General features: G+C 35.1%; 10 protein-coding genes. 7 read left to right on the forward strand and 3 right to left on the reverse strand.

Annotated features, from left to right (window positions below):
• Positions 1-52 precede the first annotated feature (52 nt).
• Positions 53-2,119: a transglycosylase domain-containing protein gene (locus CWS01_RS16835; protein WP_101178335.1), complete on the reverse strand. Its 2,067-nt coding sequence runs from the start codon at positions 2,117-2,119 to the stop codon at positions 53-55.
• Between the two features lie 604 nt (positions 2,120-2,723).
• Between CWS01_RS16835 and speE the strand changes: the two genes are divergently transcribed.
• The 5 genes from speE to CWS01_RS16860 all read left to right on the forward strand — a co-directional run bounded on the left by speE (position 2,724) and on the right by CWS01_RS16860 (position 7,045).
• Entirely contained in the window at positions 2,724-3,548 is an 825-nt protein-coding gene (gene speE / locus CWS01_RS16840) for a spermidine synthase (RefSeq protein ID WP_101178336.1), read from the forward strand.
• Between the two features lie 71 nt (positions 3,549-3,619).
• A complete protein-coding gene (gene speB, locus CWS01_RS16845) occupies positions 3,620-4,492 on the forward strand; it encodes an agmatinase (RefSeq protein ID WP_101178337.1) in 873 nt (290 codons plus the stop codon).
• A 130-nt stretch (positions 4,493-4,622) separates the two neighbouring features.
• Positions 4,623-5,075 (forward strand): DUF1934 domain-containing protein, encoded by a 453-nt coding sequence (locus CWS01_RS16850; protein WP_101178338.1) that lies wholly within the window; start codon positions 4,623-4,625, stop codon positions 5,073-5,075.
• Positions 5,072-6,742, forward strand: coding sequence for an arginine--tRNA ligase (argS, locus tag CWS01_RS16855; RefSeq protein ID WP_101178339.1), 1,671 nt, complete (start codon positions 5,072-5,074; stop codon positions 6,740-6,742). The genes CWS01_RS16850 and argS overlap by 4 nt, the downstream gene beginning before the upstream one ends.
• Positions 6,743-6,865: 123 nt before the next feature.
• Positions 6,866-7,045, forward strand: coding sequence for a XapX domain-containing protein (locus CWS01_RS16860; protein WP_101178340.1), 180 nt, complete (start codon positions 6,866-6,868; stop codon positions 7,043-7,045).
• 165 nt (positions 7,046-7,210) lie between these two features.
• Here the strand turns inward: CWS01_RS16860 and uvsE are convergent, their stop codons facing one another.
• Positions 7,211-8,167, reverse strand: coding sequence for a UV DNA damage repair endonuclease UvsE (uvsE, locus tag CWS01_RS16865; protein WP_101178341.1), 957 nt, complete (start codon positions 8,165-8,167; stop codon positions 7,211-7,213).
• Positions 8,168-8,279: 112 nt separating this feature from the next.
• Positions 8,280-9,482 carry a cardiolipin synthase gene (gene cls, locus CWS01_RS16870; protein ID WP_235852101.1) on the reverse strand — a complete coding sequence of 401 codons (1,203 nt, stop codon included), beginning with the start codon at positions 9,480-9,482 and terminating at the stop codon, positions 8,280-8,282.
• Between the two features lie 336 nt (positions 9,483-9,818).
• On the opposite strand from cls, the gene rpoE reads away from it, so the two are divergent.
• The gene (rpoE, locus tag CWS01_RS16875) at positions 9,819-10,388 is read left to right on the forward strand and encodes a DNA-directed RNA polymerase subunit delta (protein WP_101178342.1); all 570 of its coding nucleotides are present in this window, start codon (positions 9,819-9,821) and stop codon (positions 10,386-10,388) included.
• 390 nt (positions 10,389-10,778) lie between these two features.
• Positions 10,779-12,383: a CTP synthase gene (locus CWS01_RS16880; RefSeq protein ID WP_101178343.1), complete on the forward strand. Its 1,605-nt coding sequence runs from the start codon at positions 10,779-10,781 to the stop codon at positions 12,381-12,383.
• Positions 12,384-12,469 lie beyond the last annotated feature (86 nt).

Genomic DNA, 12,469 nt, shown 5'->3' on the forward strand with positions numbered 1-12,469 from the left:
CGGGCGTTTGTCAACAGCCTCAAACGGAACTCTAATGGTTCCGTTTTTTTGCTTACCAAGGAAGGATTCGTTTATACCAAGGGGTATCCTTGTCTGTTTTGCCATTGTGGTGATTGGAGCTTTTATTATTCTCTTTAGGCAAGTCTGAACAATAATCAGTTGGAACAGTTTCCTTTGTAAAGTACATCAATCGTTTTGTCGGACAGGCAGTTGTTGCGAGCTTTCCGCTTTTGGGATTAATATAGACGCCTACTGTTCCTTTTGTCGGCGAAAACCCTTTAATTGGCTCATCTTTTAAACTTTCTTCCATAAAGTTAACCCAAACATTTTTTGCGTACATTTTATCAGCTGTTAATGTAATGGGTTTCCCTTGGTCATAGCCAGTCCAAACGGCGGAAACAAGTTGTGGCGTGTATCCAATCATCCAGCTGTCTGTTTCTGTGGACCCAGATTTTCCTGCATAAATTCTTGTAATATCTTTTTTGATTGGACTGCCTGTTACACTTGAATAGCCATTTAGTTTCTCATCAAACATTCCTGTCATTAATTGGTTCATGACTAATGTTAAGTCTTTATCTAATATTCTTTGTGCTGTTTGCTTATGGTTGTAAAGAACTTCACCATTGGCTGTTTCAATTCTTGTAATGTAAATCGGCTTCACTTTTTTTCCGCCATTTGCCAGTATGCTATAGGCATTTGCCATTTCAATCACTTTTACGTTAGAGGTTCCTAACGCTAAAGATGGAACCTCCTGGAGTGGTGTATCAATGCCAAATCTTTTCCCTGTTTCTACTAACGTATCTTCTCCCAGAAATAAATGAGTCTTCACTGCATACACATTATCCGATAATGCCAGTGCTTGTGCTAGAGTAATATTTCCTTCTGCATATCTATTGTTAAAGTTATGTGGTGTATAGGGATCGCTGCCATTATCAAATCGAAATGTTGTCTTTTCACTGCTCATCATGGTTGTTGGAGTAAAACCGTGTTCTAATGCAGCATAATAAAGAAGTGGCTTAATAGTAGAGCCAGGTTGACGCTTGGCTTGTACAGCTCTATTAAACGGGCTTTCCTCATAATTCCTTCCCCCAACCATTGCTTGTACATATCCATTAGCTGGATTCATTGCAACAAAGCCGATTTGAAGATCACTTGCAGGATTTATAACAGAATGGATTGTTTTTTCTGCTATTTCTTGCTGTTGTGTATTTAATGTTGTATAAACTCTTAATCCCCCAAGGGCAATTGTTCGATCATCGATATGAAGCTCGGTTTTTAACACATTTTTTACCGCATCTTGAAAATACGGTGCTACTTTTATACTGGCTATAGGGAATTTTCCTATATAGGATAACTGTTCGTTTAAAGCAGATTCCTCTTGGTTTTTTGTAATATATTTGTTTGTTACCAATGAATCAAGAATCACTTTTTGTCTTTGCTTTGCTTTATCTAAAGAAACTAGAGGAGAATAAGAGCTTGGACCTTTGGGAATTCCCGCGAGCATTGTTGCTTCAGCTAATGTAAGATCAGCGGAACTTTTCCCAAAGTAATACTGACTTGCAGCTTCTGAACCATATGCGCCGTTCCCATAATAAATGGTATTAAGATAGCCTTCTAATATCTCCTCTTTACTGTAAAACATCTCAAGTCGAATAGTGTAAAATGCTTCGGAGAGTTTTCTTGACCATGTTTTATCATGCTCTAAAAATAGATTTCTGGCATATTGTTGAGTAATAGTACTGGCACCTTGAACTTTTGCCATTGCTTTTATATCAGCAAGTACGGCTCCACCGATTCGTTTAAAGTCAAATCCATGATGCGCAAAGAAATTTTTGTCCTCAATAGAGACTGTTGCATCAACAAGAGATGGATTGATATTTTCTATAGAAACCCAATAGCGTTTTTGACCATTATTGCTTTCTCCAATGATGCTGCCATCGTCAGAATAATAAATCGTAGATTGAGAAACAGCAAGGGGAGGGGGCCCTAATACTCGTGCGTAAATTAAAATTCCTGCTAGAGTGATACTTGCAACTATAATGAAAAAAACAGTTATAATAACGAAAAAACGTATATATTTTGAAGAGTTTCTTAGACCATTTTTTGTGATAATCTCCATAAAACTCTATCACCACCTTCATTTGGTATATAAATGCTTACTTAGTAAAATAAAAGCTAATTGTTGATTTTTTATTTTGTTCATTGAAGTGAGAGGTATAAGACTCCCGCAGAAATAAAAAGCTAAGTTTAATAGCTCCTAAAAAAAATAAATAGATAGCTACAGTATGGAGTGGAGAGAAAAGTTTTAAACATTTTTATTTCTGTTAAGTAAATTTTTCTTGCATTTTAAAATAATTACTCTATACTTTTTTTCGTGTTTGTTATTTATTTGTTTGGGAAGTATAAGGATGATGGACATTTTACTAAAGGATATAAATGTTAAACAGAAGTCACTTTTACTTTTTAATTTTCTACAGCCTAGTCCATTATGGAAGCATCTGCCTTGTTATCTTTTAGTCCATGTTAATTTTTGGCGGGGAAGCTGAATATGCCGAAAATCAACAAATTTATATTGTATAGCCTTTTTCTATCTAGTTAATGAGTGAATTTTTCTTGCATGTATAATAGCCTGCAAAATTCAGCATAATTATTTCACAAAGTTGCACAAGGAGAACTTTATAAAAAGGCACGCGTACTTTTTATACTAAATGGAGGACAATACTATGGGTTTATGGTTTACAGAAAAACAAACAGATAATTTCGGCATCACAATGAAAATCAAAAAAACTTTACATACAGAGCAAACAGATTTTCAAAAGCTAGATATGGTAGAGACGGCAGAATGGGGCAATATGCTTCTTCTGGATGATATGGTCATGACCTCTGTCAAAGATGAATTTGTGTATCATGAAATGGTGGCGCATATCCCGCTTTTTACCCATCCTAATCCAAAAGAAGTTCTTGTAGTTGGAGGAGGAGATGGTGGGGTAATACGAGAAATATTAAAGCATCCAAGTGTGGAAAAAGCGACATTGGTAGACATTGATGGAAAGGTAATTGAATACAGCAAAAAGTATCTTCCAGAAATTGCAGGGAAGCTTGAAGATCCTCGTGTAGAAGTTACAGTTGGCGATGGGTTTATGCATATTGCTGAAAGTGATAATCAGTATGATTGTATAATGGTAGATTCTACAGAGCCTGTGGGACCGGCAGTGAATTTATTTACAAAAGGATTCTATGCAGGCATTGCCAAAGCATTAAAAGAAGACGGTCTATTTGTAGCACAATCGGATAATCCTTGGTTTAAAGGAGATTTAATACAATCTGTTCAAAAGGATGTAAAGGAAATCTTTCCGATTACGAGATTATATACAGCGAATATTCCAACGTATCCAAGCGGAATGTGGGCATTTACTATTGGTTCTAAAAAATATGATCCATTAGAAGTGAAGGAAGAGCGGTTTCATCCTATTGAAACAAAATACTATACGAAAGAACTGCATAAAGCGGCCTTTGTGTTGCCGAAATTTGTGCAAGATTTATTATAAGGAAAGCGAGAGTCCCTCTAAGCTAGAAAAAATGAAGGACTTGCGTGTTAAATGGAGGAGTGGAGAAGATTATGAGGTTTGATGAAGCATATTCGGGTAATGTATTTATAAAAAGCCATCCAAACTATGAAGAGAGCACAGCTGTTCTTTATGGAATGCCGATGGATTGGACGGTAAGCTACCGCCCTGGATCTAGATTTGGTCCAACAAGAATTCGTGAAGTTTCAATAGGTTTGGAAGAGTATAGTCCATATTTGGATCGTGAATTAGAAGAAGTGAAATACTTTGATGCCGGCGATATTCCATTGCCATTTGGAAATCCGCAAAAAAGCTTAGATATGATTGAAGAGTATGTAGGAAAAGTATTGGAAGATGGGAAATTTCCACTTGGAATGGGTGGAGAACATTTGGTATCATGGGGCGTTTTCCAAGCAATGTATAAAAAATATCCAAATTTAGCAATTATACATATGGATGCACACACAGATTTGCGCGATGATTATGAGGGGGAAGCTTTATCCCATTCCACACCGATAAAAAAAGTCGCAAATTTAATTGGGCCGACTAATGTTTATTCATTTGGCATCCGTTCTGGAATGAAAGAAGAGTTTCAATGGGCAAAAGAAGTAGGTATGCATATTTCTAAATTTGAAGTGCTAGAACCTTTAAAAGAAATATTGCCGACACTTGCAGGCAGACCAGTATATGTCACCATTGATATTGATGTGTTAGACCCAGCACATGCCCCGGGAACAGGAACTGTAGATGCAGGTGGAATTACTTCAAAAGAACTATTGGCATCTATTCATGAAATTGCTCGTTCTGAAGTACAGGTTGTGGGTGCTGACTTAGTAGAAGTGGCACCAATCTATGATCCTTCTGAGCAAACAGCAAATACAGCAAGCAAACTAATCCGTGAAATGATTCTTGGTTGGGTGAAATAATAATAGGAAGAAGATGCAGTTCTAAAGGGCATCTTCTTTTTTTATCGTTTGGCCTTTGCCATCTTGCGCTTAATCTTTAAAAAATTTATACTTATAAAGTTATACAGTAAAAGAAAAGGATGTGTTGCCGTTGTCAAGTCGGTCAGCGGAACAAGTGCCTGTAAAGATACGTGTGTCTACTCATATTTATAATGGGAAAACAAAGGATAGTATTGAGTGGAACGGATTTGGACAATACTTAGAAAAAGATAATGGAAAATATATAAAATATGAAGAAACGGCAGAAGAAGGCACAATTAAAACGATTATCAAAATTACCGAAAATGAAGGACTTATTCTTCGAAGTGGTGCAGTAAAAATGAGACTATCTTTTATCGTAAATAAAAAAAGAAACGGCAGCTATGAAAGTCCATATGGCACCTTTCTAGTAGAAACAGATACAAAAAGAATGTCGCTGGAATTATCTCGAGAATCCTTATCTGCTGGAAATTTTGATTTATTATATGATTTAAAAATGCAAGGAAAGTCTAATGGAACCTATCATATGACAATAGATTTTAAGGAGGAAACAGAACAAAAATGAATATTGTAGCGCAAATACAAGAAAAGCTTAAACAAGAAATAAAAGATACGGTACTAAAAGCGGGATTAGCTCAAGAGGAGCAAATTCCAGAAGTTATTTTGGAAATTCCAAAAGATAAAAATCATGGAGACTATTCTACTAATATGGCAATGCAATTAGCGAGAGTAGCAAAAAAAGCACCTCGCATGATCGCAGAAGCAATTATTGAGAACTTTGATGTAAGTAAAGCATCGATTAAAAAGTTGGAAATTGCTGGACCGGGATTCATTAATTTTTATATGGATAATAGCTATTTAACAACATTAATTCCAACTGTTTTAGAAGCGGATGATAATTATGGAGAAATAAATGTAGGAAATAACGAAAAAGTGCAAGTTGAATTTGTATCAGCAAATCCAACAGGCGACCTTCATTTAGGCCATGCTCGCGGGGCAGCTGTTGGAGATTCATTAAGTAATATCTTAGCCAAAGCAGGATATGATGTTTCTCGTGAATACTATATTAATGATGCTGGAAACCAGATTAACAACTTAGCTTTATCTGTTGAAGCACGCTATTTCCAAAGCTTGGGGTTAGAAAAGGAAATGCCGCAGGATGGCTATCATGGGGAAGATATTATTGGAATCGGTAAAGCTTTAGCAGAAAAATTTGGCGATAAGTATGTACATGTTTCTGAGCAAGAACGTTTTGATTTCTTCCGCGATTATGGGTTGAAATATGAGATGGCGAAACTGAAAAAAGACTTAGAAGATTTCCGTGTTCCTTTTGATGTATGGTACTCTGAGACATCTTTATACCATAATGGCAAAATTGATGTTGCGCTAAATGCTTTAAAAGAAAATGGTTATATTTATGAGGAAGACGGTGCAACATGGCTGCGCTCCACTGATTTTGGCGATGATAAAAACCGTGTGCTAATCAAAAATGATGGTTCTTATACGTACTTAACGCCAGATATCGCCTATCATAAAGATAAGCTAGAGAGAGGGTTTGAAAAGCTTATTAATGTTTGGGGAGCAGATCACCATGGCTATATTCCTCGTATGAAAGCAGCTATTCAAGCATTGGGCTATAACAAAGATGCGTTGGAAGTAGAAATTATTCAGCTTGTTCATTTATATAAAAACGGCGAAAAAATGAAGATGAGCAAACGTACTGGTAAGGCTGTAACAATGAGAGACCTGGTAGAAGAAGTTGGGCTTGATGCAACACGCTACTTTTTTGCAATGAGAAGTGCAGATACACATTTAGATTTTGATTTAGACTTGGCTGTATCTCAATCAAATGAAAATCCAGTTTATTATGCACAATATGCACATGCGCGCATCTCTAGTATCTTAAGACAAGGCAAAGAGCAGGGCATCGCATTATCAGATAGTCTAGATTTAGCACAAATCGAAGCGGAAAAAGAATTTGATTTGCTGAAGAAATTAGGAGAGTTCCCACAAGCTGTTGGTGAAGCTGCATTAAAAAGAATGCCACACCGCATTACAAATTATATTTATGATTTGGCATCTACATTCCATAGTTTTTATAATGCAGAAAAAGTGCTGGATGTAGACAATTTAGAAAGAACAAAAGCAAGATTAGCGCTAATTAAGTCTACACAAATTACGTTAAGAAATGCTTTGCGCTTAATTGGTGTATCTGCACCTGAAAAGATGTAAGAAAAAAGGATTGGCATGCTGCCAATCCTTTTTTTGAGTATAGATAAAGTAAAAGTAGAACGCTATTAAGTGGGAAGGATAATAACATCATTTTTTCAAATAATAAGAAAAAGGATGGTGTTTATGAAGTTAATGGTGTTAGCGCTTCTTACAGGTTTTTTAACAGGATTTATTTTTGCGCTATTAAAATTGCCGATTCCAGCACCTGGTGCATTGCCTGGAATAGTAGGCATTATTGGCATATATGCAGGATTCAAAGTGTACGAACAACTAGCTCCATGGATTATAACTATGTTTAAATGAAGGGAAACTTCAATCAGCCGAGGTTTGCTCTAGCCCTACTTAAATATTTCTTTTCTTTTCCTTTTATAATCTTGAGTGGGGGATATTACTTCCTGATAATAGGAGATACAATAATAATAAAAGCAGGGCTTCTAGCTTTTAAAAGCTATAGAGCTCTGCTTTTTGCTATTTCCACTCAAGTGAAGCCCCACCAACTCTTTTAACTCCACGAATGTTGCTCAACTCATGGACAAGCTTTAGACAAGCTTGGTCTTTTAATTTTGCCTCAATCATAAAATCTATGTCTAGTTGCAATGGACGCAGCATATCAAATAGGGGCTTAACAAAATGAACATCAACCATATCAGCATGAGAACGAAAGGCATTGTCTGATTTTGGTGAAGATAAATGAATTTTTGGCTTTAATCCTCGTCCTTTCCATGTAGCCATAATGGCTGGAAGCATTTCCTCAAGGGAGATAGAGCTTAAGTTTGCCATATGATGATGATAATCAAAAACAAATGGAATATTTTCTTTTTGGCAGACCGCTAATGTTTCTTCAGCTGTATAAGTTTTATCATCATTTTCTAATGTCATTATCTTTTTTATATGAGTTGGCAGTGTAGTTAAATTGTGATAAAAACGAATCAATGTTTGTTCTTTATCCCCATAAGCGCCACCGATATGGATGTTTATTACACTATCTTCGGCAATCCCCATAGCGTCAAGCATTTTATAGTGGAACTCCATATCTATAACAGCATTTTTTGTCACTTCATCTTTTGATGAAGTGAACAATGTAAATTGGTTTGGATGAAAACTGACTCGAAGATGATGCTTTTTAACGAGCTCTCCTATTTCTAAAAATTTTCCCTTGAAAGGAGAAGTAAAATCCCACATTACTTCAGGATGTGTTGCAAGTGGCACAATAGAACTGGACATGCGATAAAGATCTATTTCATGGCCGATATTATAATGAATGGTTCGCAAAGTATGGTTTAGGTTTGCTTCTGTAATATCATAGAGCTTTTGCAATCTAGCTTCTTTTGTCATTTCTTTATACCTTGAAAAAGTCAAGGTTTTTGCAGGTGAAGCGTCCCAAAGATTAGTGGCATGAGATACAAAGCCAAATCTATATATCATAGTATATCTATCTCCTCTAATTTTTTTTTATAGTGTAGTTGTTATTAGATCAATTTCCCAAAAAATAGTAAGGATACTCATTAAAATGAGAAAGTTTTGATGTGCAGGCTGATTATAAAAAGGGAGAAAATATATGGGAAACTTTTTCTTTTAGTAACGTCCAAATAGTTGGATTTTCTATATCTGCTAAAAGTAACGGATTAGAAAGTTTTAAATCATTCTGAATTTGTTCTTGCATCTCACCAATAAATTTCTTATCATATACGCCGCAGTTCAGCTCATGATTTAGAAATATGCTTCTTTTATCAAAATTAGAGGAACCAATAAAACATATTTCATCGTCAACAATCGTAATTTTGCTATGAAAAAAACCGTGAGCGTATTGATAAACAGTAGTATTTTTGGCTAGCAGTTTTCTTAAATAGGAAAAAGACGCTTCTTTGACTAAAATATGATCGGCGTTATTAGGTAATAAAAGCATAATCTCAACATTTCGGTCTAAAGCAAAAAGCAATTCTCTCATTATTTGTTTAGTTGGGATAAAATAAGGTGTGCAAATAATAATTGATTTCTTTGCATTCCTTATTAAATTTGAAAGAATCTCTTCTAAATATTTGCCTTTAGATGGAATTAGCTGATGCCTGGATGTTCCTTTTGACTGCGTAGGAAAGTATACTGAATTTTGCAGCAAATTAATTTTGGAAGCACCTAGCCAATCTTTCAGAAATTCTCTTTGTAAATCGTCTAAACCTTCTCCGGTCATTTTTATGTGACAATCTCTCCAAGGGCTTAACTTAAGATTAGCATTAATATAGTCTTTTCCTATATTAAATCCACCCATAAACCCAATTTCCCCATCTACAATGGCGATTTTGCGATGATTTCTTACTTGAAGAGAATAAAAGAGAAAAGGGAGCTTTGGAATGTGGCAAAAATAGAATTCTATTCCATCCTCCTGTAGCTCTTGAATGATTTTTTTTCGTACCTTCAGGCTTCCTAACCAATCAAGAACAAGGCGAACTTCTACCCCCTCTTTTGCTTTTTCTCGTAACAAGGAGAAAAATTCATTGCTGATGCTATCTGTTTTCACTGTATAAAATAAAATATGGATATGATGCTTTGCGCCTTTTAAAGTAGAAAATAATTCTGGAAATAACTCTTTTCCATTACAATAAATGGTGAAATTTGAATATCGGAATGGGTGATTGCGACGTTTAGTATTTTTTAATTGATGTTTTCTTCCGAAATAAAAATCCATGTATAATAAAAAGATTAAAGCAATTATAGCGAATGCAATAAGAAGTAGTGTCTTCAATTTATCATTCCTCCTTTAAAATAATATTATTTCCGAGAAGGCTCGTTTCTATCATAAGGAGAGGAAGGGAAGATAATTATTTAAAGAAAAGTCTAATGAACGGCAAAACTACTAGCATATTCATCTAAATTTTGTTTATAATGGAGAATATGTATTTTTGCTCTTTACTGTAAAAAATACTTGTAAAAATGGTATATTTACATCGAGGTTAGAGTGGTTTTGAACTTATTTCTTTAATAATTGGCGTGATTTTTTAGATGATTGGTTGGAAAATTAGGGATAAACTGCTTATCATGACGAAGATAAAGAGTCTAGATTAGAAGGGAAGTGCAAGAAATGAGTGTAGAAAAATACACAATGAAAGAATTAAAAGAGATGTCTTTAATAGAAGTTGCATATGAATTATTAAATGGTGCTAAAACACCATATTCCTTTCACGAAATTGTGAGTGAAGTAACAAAACTATTAGATTTAGCAGATGCTGAAGTAGATAACAAAATTGCACAATTTTATACAGATATAAATATTGATGGCCGTTTTCTATCGTTAGGAGATAATCGTTGGGGATTACGTACATGGTATCCTGTAGATAAATCGGAAGAAGATGTGGTAACCGTTACAAAACCGAAAAAGAAAAAATCGAAAAAAGCTTCTGATGACGATTTTGATGATTTTGATCTTATCGATGAAGAAGATGTATATGATGATTTTGATGAAGAGTCGGAAGAAGATGACGATTTATTAGAAGATGATGATGAAGAAGAGGAAGAAGATGACGACCTACTAGATGATGATCTAGTTGATGAGGAAGAAGAGGAAGAATTAGAATTAGATGAAGAGTATGATTTAGACGAAGAAGAAGAAGAGGAAGATGATGAATTTGAAGATGAGGTCGACGATAAATAGTCCCTTGACTTTTCTAGTTGTTACTTGTAAAATCATTTTTGGGCTCCTTAAAAAAGGAACGATCTTAAATTCGCTAAATAGCGCTCCCTTACTTTTTGAAGTAAGTGGAGCTTTTTTGTTTTTTATAAAATTATTAAGCTTTTTATAAATACATTCTCTAGCAATCGTTTCACTCCCTGTCTAAAACGAAGGCTTTGTTAAAGAACTATGGCTGTTTTTTGCTCACGTCTTCTAGCAATTGCGAGAAGGCGTAAAAAACATTTGTTTTCACAAAAAAGATGGAAAAATAGTTCTAGATAGAATATTCATTGACACAGCCGAAAATAAAGATAAATTCTTCTTTAAATAAAGAGGAATTTGCACAAACTGATAAACAAGGGGGATTTTATAATGACAAAATATATTTTTGTAACAGGTGGTGTAGTTTCATCACTTGGAAAAGGGATTACTGCTGCATCTCTAGGCAGATTACTAAAAAATCGTGGAGTAAGTGTAACTATTCAAAAGTTTGATCCATATATTAACGTGGATCCAGGGACAATGAGTCCATATCAGCATGGAGAGGTTTTTGTAACAGATGATGGTGCGGAAACAGATTTGGATTTAGGACATTATGAGCGTTTTATTGATATAAATTTAACAAAATATAATAATGTGACAACAGGAAAAATTTATTCAACAGTTCTAAGAAAAGAGCGTCGCGGTGACTATCTTGGCGGAACAGTTCAAGTTATTCCACATATCACAAATGAGATTAAAGAACGAGTATATCGTGCAGGCAGAGAAACGAATGCAGATGTTGTAATTACAGAAATTGGCGGAACGGTTGGAGACATTGAATCACTGCCATTCTTAGAGGCAATACGCCAAATTAAAAATGATATTGGTAGAGAAAATGTTATGTATATCCACTGTACTTTAGTACCTTATATTAAAGCAGCAGGAGAAATGAAAACAAAACCAACTCAACATAGTGTTAAAGAACTTCGCAGCTTAGGTATACAGCCAAATGTCATCGTTGTTAGAACGGAAAAGCCAATTTCACAAGATATGAAAGATAAAATTGCTTTATTCTGTGATATTGATACAAAAGCTGTAATTGAATGTCAAGATGCGGATACGCTATACACGATTCCATTAGCATTACAAGAACAGAAGTTAGACCAAATTGTTTGTGAGCATTTAAAACTAAACTGTCAGGAAGCAGATATGACAGAGTGGATTCAGCTTGTTGATGTTGTACGCAATTTATCGAAGACAGTAAAAATTGCACTTGTAGGAAAATATGTGGAGCTTCAAGATGCTTATATTTCTGTTGTGGAGGCATTAAAACATGCTGGGTATACATTTGATGCAGATATTGAAATTGATTGGGTCAATGCAGAAAATGTAACAGCAGAAAATGTAAAAGAATTATTAGAATCAGCAGATGGAATTCTTGTTCCTGGCGGTTTTGGAGATCGTGGTATTGAAGGGAAGATTTTGGCTGCGCAATATGCTCGTGAACAACAAGTTCCTTTCTTCGGCATTTGTTTAGGAATGCAAGTTGCTTCTATTGAATTTGCTCGCAATGTATTAGGGTTTGATGGAGCGCATTCTTCTGAAATTAAAGAAGATACACCATATCCAATTATTGATTTGCTTCCAGAACAAAAAGATATTGAAGATTTAGGTGGAACATTGAGATTAGGATTATATCCTTGTAAGTTAAAAGAAAACACAAAAGCGTATGAAGCATACCAAGATGAAGTGATTTATGAAAGACATCGTCATCGTTATGAATTCAATAATCAATACCGTCAAGATATGGAGAAAGCTGGATTTGTATTTTCTGGTACAAGCCCAGATGGCCGTTTAGTGGAAATAGTAGAGCTGACAGATCATCCTTGGTTTGTTGCATCTCAGTTCCATCCAGAGTTTATTTCTAGACCGACTAGACCACAGCCATTATTCCGTGAATTTGTTCATGCAAGCATAAAAATGGCAGAGAAATAAAAATAGACGAAAAGCTAACGCGTAATGAGTATATACTCATTACGCGTTAGCTTTTTTTGAATCAAAGATCAAGCTCTGATATGATT

This window comes from Niallia nealsonii, from assembly GCF_002835805.1.
GTDB lineage: Bacteria > Bacillota > Bacilli > Bacillales > Cytobacillaceae > Niallia > Niallia nealsonii.

Coding starts and splice junctions, on each gene's coding strand:
- CWS01_RS16835 (WP_101178335.1), bottom strand. CDS start 2,119: ATGGAGATTATCACAAAAAATGGTCTAAGAAACTCTTCAAAATATATA.
- speE (WP_101178336.1), top strand. CDS start 2,724: ATGGGTTTATGGTTTACAGAAAAACAAACAGATAATTTCGGCATCACA.
- speB (WP_101178337.1), top strand. CDS start 3,620: ATGAGGTTTGATGAAGCATATTCGGGTAATGTATTTATAAAAAGCCAT.
- argS (WP_101178339.1), top strand. CDS start 5,072: ATGAATATTGTAGCGCAAATACAAGAAAAGCTTAAACAAGAAATAAAA.
- CWS01_RS16860 (WP_101178340.1), top strand. CDS start 6,866: ATGAAGTTAATGGTGTTAGCGCTTCTTACAGGTTTTTTAACAGGATTT.
- uvsE (WP_101178341.1), bottom strand. CDS start 8,167: ATGATATATAGATTTGGCTTTGTATCTCATGCCACTAATCTTTGGGAC.
- rpoE (WP_101178342.1), top strand. CDS start 9,819: ATGAGTGTAGAAAAATACACAATGAAAGAATTAAAAGAGATGTCTTTA.
- CWS01_RS16880 (WP_101178343.1), top strand. CDS start 10,779: ATGACAAAATATATTTTTGTAACAGGTGGTGTAGTTTCATCACTTGGA.